This window comes from Pseudonocardia hydrocarbonoxydans (genome assembly GCF_006539565.1).
GTDB classification, from domain to species: domain Bacteria; phylum Actinomycetota; class Actinomycetes; order Mycobacteriales; family Pseudonocardiaceae; genus Pseudonocardia; species Pseudonocardia hydrocarbonoxydans.
In genome coordinates, this window is the sequence record NZ_BJNG01000018.1 from 199713 (window position 1) to 220325 (window position 20613).

At 75.4% G+C, this 20613-nt stretch carries 19 protein-coding genes; 6 read left to right on the forward strand and 13 right to left on the reverse strand.

All coding sequences use genetic code 11. The annotated features are described in order from the left end of the window. Positions 1 to 73: 73 nt before the first annotated feature. Positions 74 to 1351, forward strand: coding sequence for a thymidine phosphorylase (locus PHY01_RS13535; protein ID WP_141278985.1), 1278 nt, complete (start codon positions 74 to 76; stop codon positions 1349 to 1351). 131 nt (positions 1352 to 1482) lie between these two features. On the opposite strand, the gene PHY01_RS13540 is transcribed toward PHY01_RS13535, so the two are convergent. Then, positions 1483 to 2529, reverse strand: a complete 1047-nt coding sequence (locus tag PHY01_RS13540) for a PA containing protein (RefSeq protein WP_246085880.1) — start codon at positions 2527 to 2529, stop codon at positions 1483 to 1485. A gap of 194 nt (positions 2530 to 2723) precedes the next feature. Here PHY01_RS13540 and PHY01_RS13545 point away from each other — a divergent pair, with 194 nt between their 5' ends. Next, positions 2724 to 3812, forward strand: coding sequence for an adenosine deaminase (locus PHY01_RS13545; protein WP_218030141.1), 1089 nt, complete (start codon positions 2724 to 2726; stop codon positions 3810 to 3812). Between the two features lie 137 nt (positions 3813 to 3949). Continuing rightward, positions 3950 to 6550 carry a winged helix-turn-helix domain-containing protein gene (locus tag PHY01_RS13550; protein WP_141278988.1) on the forward strand — a complete coding sequence of 867 codons (2601 nt, stop codon included), beginning with the start codon at positions 3950 to 3952 and terminating at the stop codon, positions 6548 to 6550. Between the two features lie 24 nt (positions 6551 to 6574). Here the strand turns inward: PHY01_RS13550 and PHY01_RS13555 are convergent, their stop codons facing one another. From PHY01_RS13555 to PHY01_RS26480, 6 genes are all read right to left on the reverse strand, one after another. Continuing rightward, positions 6575 to 7261 (reverse strand): GAP family protein, encoded by a 687-nt coding sequence (locus tag PHY01_RS13555; protein WP_170183793.1) that lies wholly within the window; start codon positions 7259 to 7261, stop codon positions 6575 to 6577. After that, positions 7258 to 7428, reverse strand: coding sequence for a hypothetical protein (locus tag PHY01_RS26475; protein ID WP_170183794.1), 171 nt, complete (start codon positions 7426 to 7428; stop codon positions 7258 to 7260). Before PHY01_RS26475 ends, PHY01_RS13555 begins: the two co-directional genes overlap by 4 nt. A gap of 224 nt (positions 7429 to 7652) precedes the next feature. Continuing rightward, a complete protein-coding gene (locus tag PHY01_RS26890; protein WP_218030142.1) occupies positions 7653 to 7769 on the reverse strand; it encodes an SHOCT domain-containing protein in 117 nt (38 codons plus the stop codon). A 163-nt stretch (positions 7770 to 7932) separates the two neighbouring features. Next, the gene (locus PHY01_RS13565; protein WP_141278990.1) at positions 7933 to 8355 is read right to left on the reverse strand and encodes a DUF6325 family protein; all 423 of its coding nucleotides are present in this window, start codon (positions 8353 to 8355) and stop codon (positions 7933 to 7935) included. After that, positions 8352 to 9848, reverse strand: coding sequence for a leucyl aminopeptidase (locus tag PHY01_RS13570; protein WP_141278991.1), 1497 nt, complete (start codon positions 9846 to 9848; stop codon positions 8352 to 8354). Before PHY01_RS13570 ends, PHY01_RS13565 begins: the two co-directional genes overlap by 4 nt. 71 nt (positions 9849 to 9919) lie before the next feature. Beyond that, positions 9920 to 10540 (reverse strand): DUF308 domain-containing protein, encoded by a 621-nt coding sequence (locus PHY01_RS26480; protein ID WP_170183795.1) that lies wholly within the window; start codon positions 10538 to 10540, stop codon positions 9920 to 9922. Between the two features lie 259 nt (positions 10541 to 10799). On the opposite strand from PHY01_RS26480, the gene PHY01_RS13580 reads away from it, so the two are divergent. The 3 genes from PHY01_RS13580 to PHY01_RS13590 are packed head-to-tail and all read left to right on the forward strand — an operon-like array spanning position 10800 to position 13787. Continuing rightward, complete coding sequence (locus PHY01_RS13580) at positions 10800 to 12437, forward strand: MFS transporter (protein ID WP_141278993.1); 1638 nt, start codon at positions 10800 to 10802, stop codon at positions 12435 to 12437. A gap of 31 nt (positions 12438 to 12468) precedes the next feature. Continuing rightward, entirely contained in the window at positions 12469 to 12681 is a 213-nt protein-coding gene (locus PHY01_RS13585) for a DUF8691 family protein (RefSeq protein ID WP_141278994.1), read from the forward strand. Further along, a complete protein-coding gene (locus PHY01_RS13590) occupies positions 12678 to 13787 on the forward strand; it encodes an AI-2E family transporter (protein ID WP_141278995.1) in 1110 nt (369 codons plus the stop codon). Before PHY01_RS13585 ends, PHY01_RS13590 begins: the two co-directional genes overlap by 4 nt. A gap of 29 nt (positions 13788 to 13816) precedes the next feature. Here PHY01_RS13590 and PHY01_RS13595 read toward each other — a convergent pair whose 3' ends face one another. From PHY01_RS13595 to deoC, 6 genes are all read right to left on the reverse strand, one after another. Beyond that, a complete protein-coding gene (locus PHY01_RS13595) occupies positions 13817 to 14302 on the reverse strand; it encodes a DUF1269 domain-containing protein (protein WP_141278996.1) in 486 nt (161 codons plus the stop codon). A gap of 94 nt (positions 14303 to 14396) precedes the next feature. Continuing rightward, positions 14397 to 15638 carry a SatS C-terminal domain-containing protein gene (locus PHY01_RS13600; RefSeq protein ID WP_141278997.1) on the reverse strand — a complete coding sequence of 414 codons (1242 nt, stop codon included), beginning with the start codon at positions 15636 to 15638 and terminating at the stop codon, positions 14397 to 14399. 26 nt (positions 15639 to 15664) lie between these two features. Further along, positions 15665 to 16549 carry an aldehyde dehydrogenase family protein gene (locus PHY01_RS13605; RefSeq protein WP_246085881.1) on the reverse strand — a complete coding sequence of 295 codons (885 nt, stop codon included), beginning with the start codon at positions 16547 to 16549 and terminating at the stop codon, positions 15665 to 15667. 115 nt (positions 16550 to 16664) lie between these two features. Next, positions 16665 to 18053, reverse strand: a complete 1389-nt coding sequence (locus PHY01_RS13610) for an amidase (protein WP_141278998.1) — start codon at positions 18051 to 18053, stop codon at positions 16665 to 16667. 117 nt (positions 18054 to 18170) lie between these two features. Next, positions 18171 to 19601 (reverse strand): aldehyde dehydrogenase family protein, encoded by a 1431-nt coding sequence (locus PHY01_RS13615; RefSeq protein ID WP_141278999.1) that lies wholly within the window; start codon positions 19599 to 19601, stop codon positions 18171 to 18173. Next, a complete protein-coding gene (gene deoC, locus PHY01_RS13620) occupies positions 19601 to 20566 on the reverse strand; it encodes a deoxyribose-phosphate aldolase (protein WP_170183796.1) in 966 nt (321 codons plus the stop codon). The genes PHY01_RS13615 and deoC overlap by 1 nt, the downstream gene beginning before the upstream one ends. Positions 20567 to 20613 lie beyond the last annotated feature (47 nt).

Here is a 20613-nt window from a genome sequence, read left to right on the forward strand (position 1 = left end):
CCCGCGCGCACCCTCGACGGTGCGCGTCGGGGTCGCAGGGTGCGCGCGGCGCGGAACGTCGTACCGTCGAGCCATGAGCTTCTCGGCCGTCGACGTGATCACCACCAAGCGCGACGGGGGCCGGCTCACCGACGGGCAAATCGACTGGGTGCTGGCCGCCTACACCCGCGGCGACGTGGCCGACGAGCAGATGTCCGCGCTCGCGATGGCGATTCTGCTCAACGGCATGGACACCGCGGAGATCGCGCGCTGGACCCAGGCCATGATCGACTCCGGGGAGACGCTGTCCTTCGGCGACCTCGGCCGCCCGCTGGTGGACAAGCACTCCACCGGCGGCGTCGGCGACAAGATCACCCTGCCGCTGGCGCCGCTCGTCGCGGCGTGCGGTGCGGCGGTGCCGCAGCTGTCCGGGCGCGGCCTCGGGCACACCGGCGGCACCCTGGACAAGCTCGAGTCGATCCCCGGCTGGCGCGCGTCGCTGACGCTGGAGGAGATCGCCGCCCAGCTCGCGTCCGTCGGGGCCGTCATCTGCGCGACGACGCCGACGCTGGCCCCGGCCGACCGCAAGCTCTACGCGCTGCGCGACGTCACCGGCACCGTCGAGTCGATCCCGCTCATCGCCAGCTCGATCATGAGCAAGAAGATCGCGGAGGGCACGGGCGGGCTGGTGCTCGACGTCAAGGTCGGGTCGGGGGCGTTCATGAAGACCCTCGACCGCGCGCGGGAGCTGGCCCGCACGATGGTCGGCATCGGGGGCGCGCACGGACTCGCGACGACCGCGCTGGTCACCGACATGTCCGTGCCGCTCGGGCGGGCCGCCGGCAACGCGCTGGAGGTCGCGGAGTCCGTCGAGGTGCTGCGCGGGGGCGGGCCGGCCGACGTCGTCGAGCTGACGGTGGCGCTGGCGCGGGAGATGCTGGAGCTGGCCGGGATCACCGACGCCGACCCGGCGCAGGTGCTGGCCTCCGGCGCGGCGTACCCGGTGTGGGAGGCCATGATCGCGGCCCAGGGCGGTGACCCGTCGGCGCCGCTGCCGGTGGCCTCGCACGTCGAGACGGTGGCGGCCGGGGCGTCCGGCACGTTCACCCCCGACGCCCTCGCCGTCGGCACGGCCGCGTGGCGGCTCGGTGCCGGGCGGGCGCGCAAGGAGGAGGCCGTGCAGGCCGGTGCCGGGGTGCTGCTGCTGGCCGACCCGGGCGCGCAGGTCGAGGCCGGGCAGCCGCTGCTGGAGCTGCACACCGACACCCCGTCCGCGGTCGCGGCGGCCCGCGCCGCCCTCGACGGCGGCCTGCGGATCACCGACGGGCCCGCGGAGCGCCCGGCGCTGCTGCTGGACGCGATCCGCCCCTGACCCCCCCCGCGAGTCGGGACATCCGTGCGAGCGAGTTCGACGACGCGTGAGTGCGGGCCGGGCCCGCCGCTGACGTCCGGCCGTCGCACGGACGGTGCGACTGCGTCGCACGGAAGTCCCGACTCGCGGGGTCAGTCGTCGTCGGGGTCGTCGGTGACCGTGTCGCCCGCGGACGCGCCGTTGGACGACTTCACCGTGACCTTGCGGGCGCGGCGCTGGGTCGGGCGGGGCGGCGGGGGCGGGGACTGGGGCTGGCCGCCGCGGCCGAGGATCAGCTCGGCGAAGGTGGCCATCGCCTCGTCGAGCTGGCCGGCGTTGCGCTGCTCGGACTCGGCGTTGGCCCGCTCCACCAGCGCGCGGACCGAGGCGGCGTCGGGGCGCTCGACGAGCACGGCGTCGATGCGGCCGAGCTTCTCGTCGAGGCGTCCGTCGAGCGAGCCGAACTTGCCGTCGACGGCCCGGTCGAGCGAGGTGAGCCGGTCGGTGACGGCCTCGTCGAGGGCGTCGAGGCGGGCGGCGAGGGCCTCGAGACGCCCGGCGAGGCCGTCGAGCGGCTCGGTCGGGTCGACGGCCGGGCGCGCGGCCAGGTCCTCCAGGCGGCGGTGCAGGCCGATGCTGGTGTCGCCGAGCAGGTTGCGCAGGCCCTCGCCGGTCTCGTCGAACGCGCGGGTGGCGCCGTCGAGCTGCTCGCGGACCACGCGCTCGACGCCCTCGATGCGCTCCTTGATCGGCGTGCCGACCGAGGACGGCATCGCGTCGAGGCGCATCTCGTGCCGGTCGAGGCGGTTGTCGAGGTCGTCGAGGCGCTTGTGCAGGCCGCCGAGGCGGTCGTCGAGGCCGTCCATCCGGCCCGAGATGCCCTCCATGCGCCCGGCCATGCCGTCGAGGCGGCCGTCGAGCTGGGCGAAGGGCTTGGCCAGCTTGTCGGGCAGCGACTCCAGCGCCCGCAGCACCGTGGAGAGCGCGGCGTCCTGCGCGTCGAGCTTGGCGACGGTCTCGTCGAGCCGCTCGGCCAGGACGCTGACCTCGGTGCGGTCGGGCAGCTCGGTGAGGCGCTTGCGGACGGTGCCGAGCGCGTCGAGCGCGGCGAGGCGGGCGTGGATCTCGTCGAGCGAGTCGAAGATCTGCTGCTGTTCGCTGTCGCGGATCTCCGCGGCGCGCACGAGCATGCCGCGCATGCGGTCGAAAGACTGTACCGAGTCATTGCTCATGGCGGCGGGGAGCTTCCTGAGGAGCGGACGGGGCGTACGCAGCGTAGCGATGGCCGCTGATCACCCGTCCGCGGCTCCCCAATCGGAGGCGCGCTAGCCCGTACGGAGCAGTCGGGCCGGTCGGGGAGGGTGCCGTGACGTGGTGTTCTAGCGTTCAGGCCGTGCCGGTACCCCTGAATCCCGAGACCGTCCGCGACGCTCCGAAGGTGCTGCTCCACGACCATCTCGACGGCGGCCTGCGCCCCGCCACGGTGGTCGAGCTCGCCGACGCCGTCGGCTACGGCCCGCTGCCGACCACGGACGTCGCGGCGCTGGGTCGCTGGTTCCTCGACGCCGCGCACTCCGGCTCGCTGGTGCGCTACCTGGAGACCTTCGGGCACACCGTCGGGGTCATGCAGACCGCCGACGCGCTCGTCCGCGTCGCCGCCGAGTGCGCCGAGGACCTGGCCGACGACGGCGTCGTCTACGCCGAGGTGCGCTTCGCCCCCGAGCTGCACGTGGAGGAGGGCCTGGAGCTCGCCGCCGTCGTCGAGGCGGTGCTGGAGGGCTTCCGGGTCGGCACCGCGCGGGCGGCGGAGCGGGGCCGGCGCATCCGCGTCGGCTGCCTGCTGACGGCGATGCGGCATGCCGCGCGCTCCCGCGAGATCGCCGAGCTGGCCATCCACTACCGCGACACCGGCGTCGTCGGCTTCGACATCGCCGGGGCCGAGGCCGGCTTCCCGCCCACCCGCCACCTCGACGCGTTCGAGTACGTCCGCCAGCAGAACGGGCACTTCACCATCCACGCGGGCGAGGCGTTCGGACTGCCGTCGATCTGGGAGGCGCTGCAGTGGTGCGGGGCCGACCGGCTCGGCCACGGCGTCCGCATCGTCGACGACATCACCGTCGACGAGCACGGCGACGCGACGCTCGGCCGCCTCGCCGCCTACGTCCGCGACAAGCGGATCCCGCTGGAGATGTGCCCGACGTCGAACCTGCACACGGGCGCGGCGAAGTCGCTCGCCGAGCACCCGATCGGCCTGCTGGCGAGGCTGCGGTTCCGGGTCACCGTCAACACCGACAACCGGCTGATGTCCGACATCTCGATGAGCCGGGAGATGGCCGGGCTCGCCGACACCTTCGGCTACGGCTGGGCCGACCTGCAGTGGTTCACCGTCAACGCCATGAAGTCGGCCTTCATCGGCTTCGACGAGCGCCTCGCGCTGATCGACGACGTCATCAAGCCCGGGTACGCGGCGCTGCGGGCCTGATCCGGGCGGTAGGCCGTTCGGTCCTCGGGCGGAGGGCCGTCGGGTGATGTCCGGAAGCACACGGAGGGCGTAGTTTTCCCCCAGTGGACGACGGGGAACGTGCGCGTGCGCCCGGCTCCCGGCCGGGCGTCCCCCGGGTGAAGACGCAGGTCCCGCGGCTCTCCCCGCGCCACCAGCGCCGCGCCCGGCTGCTCGACGCGCTCGACGCCGGTGGGCCCGGACAGGTCACGGTGGTCAGCGCACCGGCCGGGTTCGGCAAGACGCAGCTGCTCGCCGAGTGGGTGGCGACGCGGCCCGAGCCGGTGGCGTGGGTCTCGCTCGACGAGGACGACAACGACGACCGCCGGTTCTGGGCCGCGGTGCTCACCGCGCTCGGGTCCCACACGGAGCCCGGGAGCGCGGTGCACCGGCTGGTGATCCCGCCCCGGCCGGGGCGGGACCCGGAGTTCCTGGCCGCGGTCGCGGGTCTGCCCGACGCGCTGCCGGAGCCGGTCCTGCTGGTCCTCGACGACGTGCACGAGCTCACGGCGCCGGCGGCGGTGCACGGGCTGGCCGCGCTCGTGCGCGACCGGTCGCCGGGGCTGCGGCTGGTGCTGGCCGGGCGCACCGACCCGCCGGTGTCGATCGCGCGGCTGCGGCTCAACGGGGACCTGTGCGAGATCCGGGCCGAGCAGCTGCGGTTCCGGCTCGACGAGGCCGAGGCGAAGCTGTCGGCGGAGGAGGTGGACCTGCGGCCCGACCAGGTACGCCTGCTCGTCGAGCAGACCGAGGGGTGGGCGGCCGGGCTGCGCCTCGCCGCGATCTCGCTGCGCGCGGGCGTCGACCGCGACCGCTTCCTCGCCGACCTGGCAGGCAACGGCCGCGTGGTGGCCGACTACCTCGTCGGGGAGATCCTCTCCCGCCTCGCCCCCGACGAGGTCGAGGTCCTGCGCGCGGTGAGCATCTGCGACCGGGTGCCGGTGGGGCTGGCCGCGGCGCTGGCGCTGCGGTCCGACGCCGGTGACGTGCTGGAGGAGCTCGAGCAGCGCACGGCGCTCGTCGTCGGCCACGGGACGGGGCGCGCCACCTACCGGACCCAGGCACTGCTGCGCGCGCACCTGCACGCCGACCTGCGACGCAGGCGACCCGACCTCGCGGCCGCCCTGCACGTCCGGGCGGCCGCCTGGTTCGCCGAGCACCGCGAGCCGGACCGGGCGCTGGGCCACGCCCGCACCGGCGGGCAGGTCGGCCAGGTGACCGACCTGCTGGGGCGGTTCGCCGTCACCCTGCTCTCGGGCGGCCACCACTCGGCGGTGCGCACGACGGTGGCCTGGCTCGTCGACCGCGGGGTCGGCGTCGACCACCGGCTCGGCCTGCTCGACGCGCTCGCCGCGATGGAGGGCGGCACGACCCGCCCCGCGGACGACTACCTCGCCGAGGCGGGCGCGGACGCCGATCCGGAGGTGGGCGAGCTGTACCGCCTGGTCCGGTCCCGCCGGGCGGGACTGTTCGTCGACGCGGCCGAGATGGAGCTCGCCTCCGGGCCACCGCCGCCGGACCGCGCCCCGGGCGACGTCGAGCACTGGGCCCTCGACGCCATGGCCCGTCTCGACCAGGCCTTCCTGCTGGCCGTCGACGGCCGCTCCGCCGACGCGCACGCGCTGGCGCAGGCCGTGCTCGACGGGGCCCGGCGGCGTCACCACGGCTACCTGGCGGCCCGGGCGCTGGCCGTCCTCGCGGCGGCGGTGGCGGGCGGCGGGGAGTTCGGGGCGATGACGCGGCTGGCCGAGCAGGCGGGCGCCGAGCTGCCCGGTTCGGGCTGGGCGCACACGGCGGCCGCCGGCCTGGCGTCGACGTTGCGGGCCTACGGCACGTTGCTGGCGGCCGACCCGGTCCGCGCCCTGGAGTTCCTCGACGCCGCCCCGGCCCCGCCCGTCGACGAGCCCGTGCCCGGTGCGGGGATGCACGTCCGGTCGGTCGTGCACGGGTGCGCGCTGTGCGACCTCGGGCGCACCGGTGAGGGGCTGGCGGAGATGGCGGCCGCGCGGGCGGGTGCCGTGGCGGGGCGCAACCCGCCGCGATTCACCGCGCTCGTGGCGGTGCTGGAGCACGGCGCGGCCACGGCGGCGGGCCACACCGACCAGGCGCGGGCCGTCCTGGGCTGGGCCGAGGGCCTGCTCGGCCCGTCCTCGGGCGACGTGCTGTTCCTGCACGCCCGGCGGCACGTGGCGTCGGGGCGCACGGGCACCGCGGCGTCCGCGCTGGCCCCGGTCCTCGACGGCAGCGCGCCCGTGCTGGTGCCGTGGGTCGGGGTGGAGGCGCGGGTCGTGGCGTGCCGGCTGGCCCTGCACGCCGGACGACGCCCGCAGGCCCGCCGCGAGCTCGGGCGGGCGCTCGCACTGGCCGCCGCCTCCGGCGCGCTGCGTCCGCTGACCTCGGCACCGCCGGAGGTGATCGACGTGCTCGTCCGGTACCTTGGCGGCTTCGGCGACCTCGAACCGGTGGCCGCACGGATCCTGCGGGCGCGTACCGCGACGGGCGGGCCGGGGCACCTCGTGCGGCTCACCGACCGCGAGCGCGACGTGCTCAGCCTGTTGCCGACCCAGCGCTCGCTGGGGGAGATCGCGGCGGAGCTGACGGTCTCGCACTCCACCGTCAAGACCCACGTGAAGGCGATCTACACCAAGCTCGACGCCCGGTCGCGGCGCGAGGCCGTCACGACCGCCCGGCGTCAGGGGCTGCTCGCCTCGGCCCCCTGACGCGCCCGGGGTCCGCGGCCGCCGTCATGCCTGCGGGAGGTCGGACAGGCCGTCCCCGACCAGGGAGAAGCCGAAGACGAGCAGCAGCACCACCACGACGACGTCGTTGTTGGCGATCATGAACTCCTTGACCGATCCGAGGGCGGCGGCGGCGCGCTCGCCCAGCACCAGGTGGGCCAGCACGGCCCCGACGACCGGCACCGAGCCCAGCACGACGAACGCCGCGACGGCCACGACCAGCCCGGTGCCCACCACGTCGGTCTGCCCGATCGACGCCGCGGCGCTCACCGTCAGCGCCAGGTTCTTCGGGTTGGCGACCATCAACGTGACACCCAGCCCGACCGCCCGGCCCGGTCCCGCGTCGCCGATCGTGGCCATCCAGCCCGGCAGGACGACCTCCTCACCGGGGCGTCGCCGCTTCCGCCACTTGCGCGCGGCCAGGTACAGCAGCGCCACCCCGAGCGCGAGCTCGACCCAGCCGACACCGTTCGCGGCGACGCTGCCGGGCTCGTCGACGTCGCCGGTCAGGGCCACCGCGACGGCGCTGACCGCCACCAGCCCCGCGACCCAGCCCGCGGCGAACGCGGGCCCGCTGGTGCGGGCGTGCGGCGAACCCAGCACCAGCACCACCCCGACGACCCCGAACGGGCTCAGCCCGACCGCCACCGCCGGGGCGAGGACCCCGCCGACGGCCCCGGCGACCCCGCTCACCACGCGGCGCCGGGCCGCGCGCCCGGCCGCGACGCGCTCGCCGCCGCCCCGGTGACCGGGCTGCCGACCGCCGGCGCGATCGGGGCGGCGACCACGGCGGTGGCGAGGCCGCCGGACCACCGGCGGGTCGCGTCGACGGCGGGTCGGGCCGGTCGGGGGTCGGACATCGGGTCTCCTCGGGCGGGCGCGGCACCGGCATCGGGGCCGTCAGCGTCGGGGACCGGGCGGCGCGGCGGCCTCCCCCGTCCCGGGGGAGGTGCGCTCGGGCGGCGCACCCCGGGAGGGTCGCGGACCGACCATGATCACCCCCAGCGGTGCGGGGCGGCCACGGTCGGCCGGATCGCACCGCAGACGACGATCACCGCGGGCGGCCCGTGGCGCCCTCCGGTGCTCAGGTCCCGAGGATCCGGGCCTTCTGGGCGGTGAACTCGTCCTCGGTGAGCACCCCGGCCGCCCGCAGCTCGCCGAGCTGCGTGAGCCGGGCCAGCATGTCGTCGACGGACGGCACGTCGTCGGCGGGTGCGGCCGGTTCCGGCCCCGGGGTGCCCGGGCGGCCTCCTGCTGCCGCGCCGCCACCCCGCCCGCCACCGCCGACGCCGTGCCCGCGACCACCGCGGTGCGCGCGACCGTCCCCAGCAGCCCCGGGCCGCGCCGTCCGAGCCCCCGGCGCCTCACCGGGGCACCCCGGCCATGGCCTGCTCGACCACGTCGGCGGGGATGCGGTCGTGGGTGAGCAGCGTGCCGCCCGCGGCCCGCACCGCCTGCGCGAACCGGGTGGCCCACACGTTCTCCCAGAGCACGACGAGCGCCGTCGCGCCGGGTGGGACCTCCTCGCCCACGACCGGCACGTCCTGCTCCCCGAGCAGCTCCAGCACGTCGCCGTCGAGGACGTCGAAGGCGGCGAGCGTGGCCGCGTCGAGCTCGCCGAGCTCCACGGAGGTGACGACGCCCGCGGTGTCCTTGGAGACGATGAGCAGATCCAGGATGCGGACGGTGCCGGACCCCACGAGCTCCGCGAGCGCCGGCACGACCGTGGGGTCGACGGCCGGCCCGTCGAACACGATCGCGACCCACTCGACGGGTCCGGCGGTCACCGTCCCGCCCCGAACCCGAGCGCCAGCTCGACCAGCAGGCGCGTGCCGAACCCGCTGCACCCGGCGGGCCGCCAGCCGCCGGGCTTCGCGACGTCGGCGGTGCCCGCGATGTCGACGTGGGCCCACGGGAGCCCGTCGACGAACTCGGCGAGGAACAGCGCGGCCATGATCGCGCCGCCGTTGAGGTCGCCGAGGTTGTTGAGGTCGGCGATCGGGGAGTCGATGTCGGCGCGGTAGCGCCGCTCCAGCGGCAGCTGCCACAGCGGCTCGTCGGTGCGCGCGCCCGCCTCGATCAGCCGGTCGACCAGTGCCTGGTCGTTGCCCATCACCCCGGCCACCGACGTGCCGAGCGCCCGCATGCAGGCACCGGTGAGCGTCGCGATGTCGACGATGGCGTCGGGCCGCTCCTCGGTGGCGAGCACCAGCGCGTCGGACATCACCAGCCGGCCCTCGGCGTCGGTGTTCCTCACCTCGACGGTCGTGCCGCCGCGCACGGTCAGCACGTCGCCCATCTTCAGGGCGGTGCCCGAGGGCATGTTGTCGGTGCACATCAGGTACCCGGTGACGGCGGTGCGGCAGCCCAGCTCGGCGAGCACCGACATGGCGGCGAGCACCGACGCGGCGCCGGACATGTCGTTCTTCATCATCGCGTGGACGCCGTCGGCGGGTTTGAGGCTGATCCCGCCCGAGTCGTACATGATCCCCTTGCCGACGAGCGCCAGCCGCCCCGCGGGCTCGCCCGGTGGCGTGTAGGTCAGCGTGACCATGCGCGGCGGCTCGTGGCTCCCGCCGTTGACGCCGAGCAGACCGCCACAGCCGAGCGCGACCAGTGCGTCACGGTCGAAGACCTCCACCCCCAGGCCGCGCGCGCCGCCGAGCTGGACGGCGACGTCCGCCATCCGGGCGGCGGTGAGGTGGGCGGGCGGGCAGTTCGCGAGGTCGCGGGTCAGCGCGGTGGCCCCGGCGAGGATCCGCCCGGTCTCCGCGCCCGCCCCGGCGGGACCGACCGCCCCCGGGGCCACGACGGTGACCGCCGCGACCGCCGTGCGCCCGGGTGCGGACTTGAGCGGGACGTAGGCGTAGCGGGCCAGCAGCACGCCCTCGACCAGCACCTGGGCCGTGGCCCGCGGGTCCGCGCCGGTGAGCAGCAGGGCGGGCCGCGCGCTCCACGGCACCGCGTTCGCGAACGCCGCGGCGGCGTCGCGCAGGCCCGCGGCGTCCGGCGCGTCACCGGTCCCGACGGCGACCCGGACCGGTCCGGCCCCGCCGGGGACCAGCAGCGTCCGGCCGGGTTCCCCGCCGAACCCGGCCGCGGCCAGCGCCGCGCGGTCGAGCCCGAGCTCCGCCGGCACGTCACCGGCGGGCCCGAGCAGGACGGCGAGCGCGTCGGCGTCGGACGGCACGGCCGCCGCGGCGCAGACCCGCACGGCGCCGGTCTCGCGGACCGACGGCACCGGGTCGAAGTCCGCGGGGACGCGGATGGCAGGGGACATGGGAGGTCAGGTCCTTTCCCGGAACGGCCGGAGGAGCAGGACGAGCAGCACCGCGAGGACGGCGACGTCGGTCACGGGCGCGACGCGTGGGCGCCCGTCCGGGCCTCGGACCGCCCGCCCAGCGCCAGCACGATCGCGTCCACGCCGCACAGGATCAGGAAGATCCCCACCAGGTTGACGAACAGCAGCACCTCGCGCAGCGGCGACCCGATCGCCCACACCCCGATCAGCAGCTCGAACAGACCCAGCACCAGGCCCAGCCACCACAGGCCGCGCTTGGCGTCGACCAGCGTGCCGATGATCCGGCTCAGCCCGTTGAACACGAAGCCCCACGCGGTGACGACGGCCAGCACGTACAGGGTCGGCCCGGGCCACACGACGGCCGCGACCCCGGCGCCGACGGCCAGCACCCCGCCGGCGTAGGCGATCCAGCGCCAGCGCCGGTCCATGCCGCCGGCGATCAGGAACTGGACGCCGCCCGCGACGACGAACCCGATGCCGGCGAGCACCGCGACCGACGCGAGTGCAGCCGGTCGCAGGCTCATCACCAGCAGCCCGTAGAGGACGGTGAGGACGCCGATCACCAGCATCGCCCACCAGCCCGTCCGATCGGGGTCGTCCGGTCGGGCCGGGGCGTCGGGTCGGGCCGCGGCGGCCGGGTCGGCGGGTTCGGGTGCGGTCGTGCTGGACACGGGCGGCCTCCTGCCGGCGGGGGAACAGGAGTGACGGTGCCCGCCCGCCCGGGCACCCTGCCTCGTCCGCGGCGGGGGAGGTGTGGTGTCGGCCTGGCCCCGGGCCCCCGCCGCGGGCCTGCCGGGGCCCCGGCGCGGGTGCTCGACGGACGCCCCGGCGGGGCCCGGGCTCCCCCGCTGCGGGGGAGGCCCCCGCGGTCCGCGCCGCCGAGGGTGGGTGCCCTGTCCGCAGGCCCCGCAGGACCGAAAGGCGTGCCGCATGACCTCGCCACCCGCCCCGCCCGGCGTCGCGAACGCGTCCTGGCTGCCCCTGGTCGTCGTGGTCCTGACCCAGATCCAGGCCTCGTTCGCCGTCAACGCCCTGACGGTGTCCATGCAGGGGATCACCACCGACCTGAGCACCCCGGCCACCAGCGTGGGAACGGCGATCACCGCGGGGACCTTCGCGATGGCGGCGTTCATCCTGCTGGGGGCGAAGGTGGGGGCGAAGTACGGTTCCCGGCGGGTGTTCCAGATCGCGGTGGCGATCCACGGGGCGGCCATGGCGGCCGTCGCGCTGAGCGTCAGCCCGGCGATGCTGTTCGTCGCCCAGGCCGCCTCCGGCGCGGTGATCGCCCTGATCGCCCCGGCGCTGGTGGTGTTCATCTCCACCAACTTCCACGGCGAGCAGCAGGCCAGGGCCATCGGCTTCCTCGCCGCCGCGATCCCGGCGGCGGGGGTGCTCGCCCTGCTCGTCGCGGGCTCCTTCGCCTCGACGATCGGCTGGCGCTGGTCGTTCGCGCTGGTCGTCGCCTTCGCGGTGGTCAACCTGGTGCTGAGCTTCCGGATCCGGGCGGTCCCGGCGCAGCCCGACATCCGCATCGACTGGACCGGTGCCGCGCTGGCCGCCGGGTCGGTGATCATGCTGAGCTTCGGCTTCAGCGGGCTGGCCTCGTGGGGGCTGTTCCTGGCGACCCCGGCCGCCCCGTTCTCGGTGTTCGGCGTCTCGCCCGCGCCGCTGCTGATCGTCGGCGGCGTCGTCGGTGCGCAGGCCTTCTTCTCCTGGACCCGCTCGCAGCAGGAGGCCGGGCGCCCGCAGCTGTTCTCCCTCGACGTCCTGAAGTCACCCTCCGAGCGGGCCACCACCGTGTGCATGGCGACGATGCTGTTCGTCGGCACCGCGGCGAACTTCCTCATCCCGCTCTACCTGCAGATCGTGCAGGGCCGCACCAGCTTCGAGACCTCGATCTCGGTGATCCCGTACACCCTGTCGATCTTCGTGGCCAGCTCGGTGGTGGCCGGGTTCTACCGGCGCTGGTCGCCCGCCGTGATCGCCAGGGCCGGGTTCGTCGTGGTGGCCGCCGCGCTGACGCTGCTCGGGGTCACCATCCGCAACGACTGGAGCCAGATCCTCGTCGTCGTCGGGCTGATCACGCTGGGCCTGGGGCAGGGCGCGATCGTGGCGCTGGTCTTCAACACCCTGCTCACCGCCGTCCCCAGGAACCTCTCCGGCGACGTCGGCGCGTGGCGCGGGCTGGTGCACAACATCTCCGGCAGCGTCGGCATCGCCCTGGCCAGCGTGTTCGCCGTCGGGGTGCTGGGCGGGATCGTGTCGAGCCAGCTCGTCGACAACCCCGCCATCCCTCCGGAGCTCAAGTCCCAGGTCAACCTCGACCAGGTCAACTTCGTCCCCAACGACGCGCTCGTCGAGACCCTCGGCGCCACCACCGCCACCGCGGCGCAGGTGGACGAGGCCGTCCGGATCAACACCGAGGCCCGGATCCGGGCGCTGCGCACCTCGCTGCTGGTGCTGGCGGCCCTCGCGCTGCTGGCGATCGTGCCGGCGGGCCGGATGCCCGGCTCGGTGCCCGACGAGCTCCGGGCGGCACCCGCGCCGGCGACCGAGCCGGCCGGCTGACCCGGGCGGCGACCACGGAGGTGGTGGGGACGTGACGACGCGCTACGAGTTCCGGGTGGCCGGCCTGCTGTCGGAGCGGGCCAGGGGCGCGTTCCCGGACATGACGGTCCTGCACGCCCCGCCGCAGACGATCATCCTCGGGGAGGTGCTCGACGAGTCCCACCTGCACGGGGTGCTGGCGCTGATCCAGAACCTGGGGCTGCACGTCGTGTCGGTGCAGGAAGTCCCGGGCGCCGACCCGTGACCGCGCTGCCCCGGGCGTTCGTGGTGCTGGTGGGGGCGGCCGCCGCGGTGGTGCTGGCGGCGGGCGTACAGGCGACGGCCTGGCTGATCGGGCCGGCGTTCCTCGCGTTCGTGATCGTCATCGTGGTCAGCCCCGTGGAGGGGCGGCTGCGCGGGCTGGGGGTGCCGCGCTGGCTGTCGGTGGCCGCGCTGGTGCTGCTCGTCTACGCCGTCGTACTGGTACTGGTCGTGGTGCTGGTCGTCTCGGTGGCGCAGCTGGCGACGATCCTGCCGCGCTACGCCGCGGAGGCGGACGCGCTCGTCGCCGGGCTGACGGGGCTGCTGGGCGAGTGGGGCGTCGGGGTCGGCCAGGTGCGGGTACTGGCCGCGGCGCTGGACCTCGGGCGGCTCGTCGCCGTCGTCGGAGCGCTGCTGGCCGGGGTGACGGGCCTGGCCACCAACCTGGTCTTCCTGCTGTCGCTGATGCTGTTCCTCAGCATCGAGTCCACCGAGGCGTCGGCCCGGATGGCGGCCATCGCCGCGGACCGCCCGCACATCGCCGACGGGCTGGTCCGGTTCGCCGTCGACACCCGCCGGTACCTGGTCGTGACGACGGTGTTCGGGCTGCTGGTGGGGGCCGTCGACACGATCGCCCTGGCGTTGCTGGGGGTGCCGCTCGCGCTGTTGTGGGGGCTGCTGGCGTTCCTCACCAACTACATCCCCTACGTCGGGTTCTGGCTCGGCGTGCTGCCGCCCGCGCTGCTGGCCCTGCTCGTCGGGGGCCCGCAGCTGGTGCTGGCCGTGTTAGTGATCTACAGCGTGGTCAACTTCCTGCTGACCTCGCTGGCCCAGCCCCGGTTCATCGGCAACGCCGTCGGCCTGTCGATCAGCGTGACGTTCCTGGGCCTGGCGTTCTGGGGCTGGATGCTGGGGCTGCTCGGGGCGGTGCTCGCGGTGCCGCTCACGCTGCTGGTCAAGACGCTGCTGGTCGACTGCGACCCGCGGGCGTCCTGGGCGCAGGCGCTGCTGGGCTCGGCGCGTGACCTCCCCGGGCGCCGGCCGCCGGTGGACCGCGTCCCGGTCCAGGAGGACGACGGGGCCCCGCCCGCGGCGCTCGCCGGCGGGTGAGGCCCCGGGGTGTCCTACTCGGCGGTGTCCTACTCGGCGAAGGCCGCGCGCAGGGCGTCGTCCTGGTCGGTGGACAGGTTGGTGAACAGCAGCTGCGGCCGCTGCCCGGTGAACGCCTCGGAGACCTTGTCCAGCACCACGTCGGAGGTGAGGACGAACAGCGCCGAGGTGCCCGGGGTGATCTCGTCGCGGGCCCGCTTCACGAAGTCGTCGCTGATCCCGGCGTCGGCCAGGGTCCCGCCCAGCGCCCCGAACGCCGCACCCAGCGCCGCCCCGAGCAGGGGCACGAAGAACAGCAGGCCGAACAGCAGGCCCCAGAACGCCCCGCCGAGCGCGCCTGCCCCGGTCAGGTTGTGCAGCTGCTCGGTGCGGGGCTTCTTCGCGTCCTTCGGCCACGACACCGTGGCCGCGTCCCAGACCGTCACCAGCTTCTTGCGGGCCAGGTCCTCCAGGGTCGCCACGGCCCGGGCGGCTCCGTCCTCGGTGTCGAACCGCCACACGCTCAACGTGCTCATGTCCCGCTCCTCGTCCCGGGCGCCGGGGCGGCGCCTCGGGTCCGAGGTTCGGGCAGGGCGCCCCGGGGCGGCCTCCCCCGTGGAGGAGGAGACCTCAGTTCTCGTGCAGGCGCCCCGTCAGCTCCTCGACCAGCTCGCGGAACCGCGCCGACTCCCGGTCGAACGGCGGGCTCGGGGCCAGGCGGGTCGGGTTCGGGCGCACCACGAACGACACGAGCCAGCCCAGCGGCTGGTTCTCCGCGAGCGCCTCGGCGGGGTCGTCGTCGCCCGCCCACTCGCCGACGTCGCGCAGCAGCTCGACGGCCTGCTCCAGCTGCGTGGCGTCGACGGCGAGGACGCCCTCGGCGATGTCGTCGGCCAGCCCGGTGAGGACGTAGGAGTCGAGGTCGTCGACCTCCACCTCCAGCTCGCCCACCGACGCCCGCGCGACCACGTCCGGCCAGGTCGAGGCGGCCGTGAGGTCGTGCCCGTCGGCCCCGTCCTCGGCGATCCAGCGGGCCAGCGCGCGCCCGCCGCCGAAGACCTCGATGGTGCCGCCGGTGCCCAGGAACACCGGCTTGTCGTCGAGGAAGCAGCGCAGCGAGACGAACTCGCCGTCGCGGGTCGTGATCCGGATCGGGTGGATGCCGACCTCGTTCCAGAAACCCTCCGGCTCCTCGTCGTCGGTGTCGGCCGTGTCGTCGACGTCGTCGGTGTCGTCGGCGGGGGCGATCGCGTCGGCGTCCTCCACCGGTACGGCGGCCGCGGCCTCCTCCTTCTCCGCCGTCGCGAGCGCCGCGGCGTCGACCTCGGGGGTGTCGACGAGGTCGTCGAGGGCGTCGATCACGTCGTCCCAGCGCGCGGCGACGACGTCGACCAGCTCCGTCCACTGCCGCCCGCCCTCGCGCCCGACGAACGGCAGCGTGCCCTGGTGCAGCAGCCCGAAGCCGGGCGCGGAGTCGAGCACCTCGGTGACGACGTCGAGCTCGCAGACGTCGGCGATCGAGCGCAGCATCTCGACGATCTCGCCCAGCTCGCCGATCGTCCACTGGTCGGCGTCCTCGGCCACCAGCTCGGGCACGCCGATGATGTCGTAGGTCTGCGTCTCCTGCGGGGTCAGCTCGGCGACGCTGAGATCGGGCACGACCGACCACGCGGGGTGGTCGACCAGGTCGTGCTCGCGCGCGGTGCGGACGAACGCGGCGAGCTGCGCCACCTCGGGGAAGGCGAACAGCGCGTCGTCGTCGCCCAGGAACGCCTCCCACTCCTCGCCGTCCTCGCGCCACTTCGGGGCCCAGAGGGTGACGAGGTCGCCCTCGGTGAGGGAGAGCTGGATCGGGACGATGTCGCTGGCCACGGCGAGGAGCCTAGGACCCTCCCCGGTCAGCGACCGACCGGGTGCCAGACCGTCTTGATCTCGGTGAACGCGCGCAGCCGCGCCAGGCCCGGCGTGCGGGTGGGGTCGGGCTCGGTGGCCGGGCGGGGCAGCACCCGCTTCACGGTGCCCGCCGCGGCGCGCTCGCACTCGGCCGCGAGGTCCGGCGGCGCCCCGGTGAGGTCGAGGGCGTGGACGTCGCCGTGCGCGGCGAGCCAGGGCGCCAGCTCCGCGGTGGATCCGGTGAGCAGGTTGACCACGCCGCCGGGCACGTCGGAGGTGGCGAGCACCTCGGCCAGCCCGACGGCGGGCAGCGGACGCTCCTGCGACGCCACCACCACGGCGGTGCAGCCGGTGGCCAGGACCGGCGCCACGGCGTCGACGAGGCCCAGCAGCGACGAGGACTGCGGGGCCAGCACCCCGACCACCCCGGTCGGCTCGGGGGTGGACCAGTTGACCAGCGGCCCGGCCACCGGGTTCACCGAGCCGAGCACCGAGGCGATCTTGTCGGTCCAGCCCGCGTACCAGACCCAGCGGTCGATCGCGGCGTCGACGAGGGCCGCGGCCTTCTTCCGGGTGCCGCCCTCGGCGGCCAGCACGTCGTCGGCGAACTGGTCGTGGCGGGCCTGCAGCATCTCCGCGACGCGGTAGAGCACCTGCCCCCGGTTGTACGCCGTGGCCCCCGACCAGCCCCGGAACGCCGACCCGGCCGCGCTCACCGCGTCGCGGACGTCCTTGCGGGAGGCCAGCGCGGCGTGCGCCAGCAGCCGGCCCTTCGCGTCGGAGACGGGGTAGCTGCGGCCGGACTCCGAGCGCGGGAACGCCCCACCCACGTACAGCTTGAACGTCTTGGCGACGGGCAGGCGGCCGTCGACGGCGGGGGAGAGGCTCACGGGCCGAGCCTAACGGGCACCCGGCCCGGGAGCCGTCGTGGTCACGATCGCCGGCATGATCATCGTTCGGGCGCGTTTCCGGCGGGTTCTCGCCGCTTTCGCGCCGAACCGGTGATCATGGGCCCTGGATCCGGGGGAACGGCCGCTCGGCCTCCACCGCGTAGGCCACCTCCAGCAGGCTGCGCTCGTCACCCACCGCCGCCGACAGGTGCACCCCGATCGGGAGCCCGTCCGCGGACAGGCCCGCGGGCAGCGCGAGACCCGGCGCCCCGGCCACGTTGTTCAACGGCGTGAACGCGACGTAGGCCAGCAGCCTGCGCAGCAGTTCGTCGTACGGGACGGTGGGCGAGAGGTGCCCCAGCGGGGGCGTGGTGTGCGCGACCACGGGGGAGAGCACCAGGTCGTGCGCGGCGAACACCCGTGCGTAGCCGGCCTGCACCCGGCGCAGCCTGCGCACGATGACCGGCGTCCGGGGCAGCGCGCGGCGGTAGCGCTCGCGCAGGCCCTGGGAGAGGCCGTCCATGCGCGCGGGGTCGAAGTCGCGGCCGAGCAGCCAGCGCCCGGTGGACGCGGCGAGGAAGGCGAGCATGCCCCAGTAGTCGACGAAGTCCTCGACGAACGAGCCCCCGATCGGGATCGCGGCCGGCTCGACGGTGTGGCCGAGTTTCTCCAGCGTGCGCGCGGTGTCCAGGACGGCGGCGCGGGTCTGCGTGCAGGTGGCGGCACCGGTCGGGGAGTCCAGCACCAGCCCGATCCGGAGCCGGCGCGCGGCCGGGCCCTCGACGAGCCCGATCGGCGGCAGCGCCGGGTTGCGCCGGTACCGCTCGGCGGCGGCGAGGAACGCGGCGCTGTCGCGGACGGTGCGGCTGACGACGCCGTCGGCGATCAGGTCGATCGGCAGCCGCGCGCCCTGCGGGTTCGGCACGAGCCGGCCGCGGCCGGGCTTGAGACCGACCAGCCCGCAGCAGGCGGCCGGGATGCGGATGGACCCGCCGCCGTCGTTGGCGTGCGCGAGCGGCACCACCCCCGCGGCGACGAGCACGCCCGCGCCGCCCGACGACGCACCCGGTGAGTACGCCGGGTCCCACGGGTTGCGCGCGGGCGCCGCGCCGTCGAACTCGGTGGAGGCGTTGAACCCGAACTCCGGCATCCGGCTGGTGCCCAGCACGTCCAGGCCGGTGGCCAGCAGCTGCGCGGTGACCGGCCCGTGCGCGGCCACCGGACGGGGGACGAACGCCGCGGTGCCGTGCCCGCACGGCATGCCGGCGACCTCGATGTTGTCCTTGGCGTAGGTCGGCACGCCGGCCAGCGGCCCGTCCGGGGCGCCGGTCGCCGTGGGCCCGGTCGTCACCACCGCACCCAGCTGCGCCACCTGCCCGGCCCGGGCGAGCGCCGCCGCGCGCAGCTCGTCGGCCGTGGTCACCCGGCGCCGGACCAGCTCCGCCAGCCCGACGGCGTCGTGGTCGCCGAGGGCGTCGTCGGTGAAGGCGTGGGTGCGGGGCATCGGGTCGATGATGGCGCGCCTGCCGTCCCGTCGCCCGGGCCGGAGAGCGATCTCACGGGCGGCACGACCCGGTCGCACGGATGTCCCGACTCGCGGGGGTCAGGAGAGGGCGGGGGGTCAGGAGAGGTAGGCCTCCAGGCCGGCGCGGCCGCCCTCGCGGCCGAAGCCCGACTCGCGGTAGCCGCCGAAGGGGGAGGTGGGGTCGAAGCGGTGGAAGGTGTTCGTCCAGACCACCCCGGCGCGCAGGCGCCGCGCGGTCCACATCGCCTTGGCGCCCTTCTCCGTCCAGATCCCCGCCGACAGGCCGTAGGGGGTGTTGTTCGCCTTCGCCACCGCCTCCTCGGGCGTGCGGAAGGTGAGGACCGAGAGCACCGGGCCGAAGATCTCCTCGCGGGCCACCCGCATCGTCTGCTCGACACCGGAGAACACCGTGGGCGGGAAGTAGAGCCCGCGCTCGGGCAGCGGGCAGGAGCTGGTCCAGCGCTCGGCGCCCTCGGCGTCACCGGCCGCGGCCAGGTCGACGATGCGGTCGAGCTGGGCGCGGGAGTTGATCGCGCCCACGTCGGTGTTCTTGTCCAGCGGGTCGCCGACGCGCAGGGTCTCGACGCGGCGCAGCAGCAGCTCGGAGAACTCCTCGGCGATCGACTCCTGCACGAGCAGCCGCGATCCCGCGCAGCAGACGTGGCCCTGGTTGAAGAAGATCCCGTCGACGACGCCCTCGACGGCCTGGTCGATCGCCGCGTCGTCGTAGACGATGTTGGCCGCCTTGCCGCCGAGCTCCAGGGTGAGGCGGCGGCCGGTGCCCGCGAGCGTCCGCTGGATCTCCTTGCCGACGTCTGTGGATCCGGTGAAGGCCACCTTGTCCAACCCGGGGTGCGCCACCAGCGCCGCGCCGACGCCGCCCGCGCCGGGCAGCACGTTGAGCACCCCGGCCGGCAGGCCCGCCTCGGCGGCGATCTCGGCGAGCACCAGCGCCGTCAAGGGGGTGGTCTCGGCGGGCTTGAGGACGATCGTGTTGCCGCAGGCCAGTGCGGGCGCGATCTTCCAGACGGCCATGAGCAGCGGGAAGTTCCAGGGGATCACCGCGCCGACGACGCCGACCGGGCGCGGGTCGGGGCCCAGGCCCGCGTAGCCGAGCTTGTCGGCCCAGCCCGCGTGGTGGAACAGGTGCGCCGACGCGGTGGGCACGTCGACGTCGCGGGACTCGCGGATCGGCTTGCCGTTGTCGAGGGTCTCCAGCACTGCCAGCTCGCGGGAGCGCTCGGCGACGATCCGGGCGATCCGGTACAGGTACTTGGCCCGCTCGGCGCCCGGCATCGGGCCCCAGGTCTTCTCGAACGCGCGGCGGGCGGCGGCGACGGCCCGGTCGACGTCCTGCTCCGACGCGGTGCCGACCTCGGCGAGCACCTCCTCGGTGGCCGGGTTGACCGTCTTCAGCGCCTCGCCGCCCCCGTCGACGAACGCGCCGTCGACGAAGGGGCGGTAGGTGGGCGCCACGTTCGCCAGTGCCGCGGACTCGGGGGCGGGGGCGTAGTCCCAGGTGTCCATCAGGCGGTGCCGATCCGGTCGGTGTTCTCGTAGTGGCCGAGCGCCTGGGTGCGGCGCTGCCGGAGCAGGTCGTTCAGCAGCGACGAGGCGCCGAACCGGAACAGGTCGGGGGTGAGCCACCGCGGGCCGGCCACCTCGTTGACGGCCACCAGGTGCCGGATCGCGTCCTTGCTCGTGCGGATCCCGCCCGCGGCCTTGACCCCGCGCAGCTCGCCGGTGGCGCGGTGCCAGTCGCGGACGGCCTGGAGCATCACCTGCACCACCGGCAGCGTGGCGGCGGGGGAGATCTTGCCGGTGGAGGTCTTGATGACGTCGGCGCCCGCGAGCAGCGCGAGCCAGGACGCGCGGCGGACGTCGTCGTAGCCGGCCAGCTCGCCGGTCTCCAGGATCACCTTGAGGTGCGCGGCGCCGCAGGCCGCCTTGACGGCCACGATCTCGTCGTACACCTGGCCGTAGCGCCCGGCCAGCCAGGCGCCGCGGTCGATCACCATGTCGATCTCCGAGGCCCCCGCGTCGACGGCCATCGTGGTGTCGGCCAGCTTCACCGCCCGCGACGAGCGCCCGGCCGGGAACGCCGTGGCGACCGCGGCCACCGCGACGCCCGAGCCGCGCAGCGCCTCGACCGCGGTGCCCGCGAGGTCGGGGTAGACGCAGACGGCGGCGACCGGCGGCACGTCGGGGTGCTCGGGGTCGGGGCGGCGGGCCTGCGCGCACAGCGAGCGGACCTTGCCCGGGGTGTCGGAGCCCTCCAGCGTCGTCAGGTCGATCATCGAGATCGCCGTGTCGAGCGCGCGGAGCTTGGCGGCCTTCTTGATGCTGCGCGTGGCCAGCACGGCCGAGCGGCGTTCCAGGCCCACCTCGTCGACGCCGGGCAGCCCGCGCAGGAAGCGGCGCAGGGACCCGTCGTCGCGCACGGCGTCGGCCAGGTCCGTCGAGGTCCGCGGGGCCGGAACGGTCGTCGTCACGGGCCCGAGTCTAGGGCGTGTCCGACCCGCCCCGGGCGGGCCGGACA

Excerpts from the sequence above, each read along its gene's own strand:
- PHY01_RS13610 (WP_141278998.1), bottom strand. The coding sequence starts at position 18,053 with ATGCCCCGCACCCACGCCTTCACCGACGACGCCCTCGGCGACCACGAC.
- PHY01_RS13535 (WP_141278985.1), top strand. The coding sequence starts at position 74 with ATGAGCTTCTCGGCCGTCGACGTGATCACCACCAAGCGCGACGGGGGC.
- PHY01_RS13580 (WP_141278993.1), top strand. The coding sequence starts at position 10,800 with ATGACCTCGCCACCCGCCCCGCCCGGCGTCGCGAACGCGTCCTGGCTG.
- PHY01_RS13615 (WP_141278999.1), bottom strand. The coding sequence starts at position 19,601 with ATGGACACCTGGGACTACGCCCCCGCCCCCGAGTCCGCGGCACTGGCG.
- PHY01_RS13540 (WP_246085880.1), bottom strand. The coding sequence starts at position 2,529 with ATGCGCGGCATGCTCGTGCGCGCCGCGGAGATCCGCGACAGCGAACAG.
- PHY01_RS13570 (WP_141278991.1), bottom strand. The coding sequence starts at position 9,848 with ATGTCCCCTGCCATCCGCGTCCCCGCGGACTTCGACCCGGTGCCGTCG.
- PHY01_RS26475 (WP_170183794.1), bottom strand. The coding sequence starts at position 7,428 with ATGTCCGACCCCCGACCGGCCCGACCCGCCGTCGACGCGACCCGCCGG.
- PHY01_RS13595 (WP_141278996.1), bottom strand. The coding sequence starts at position 14,302 with ATGAGCACGTTGAGCGTGTGGCGGTTCGACACCGAGGACGGAGCCGCC.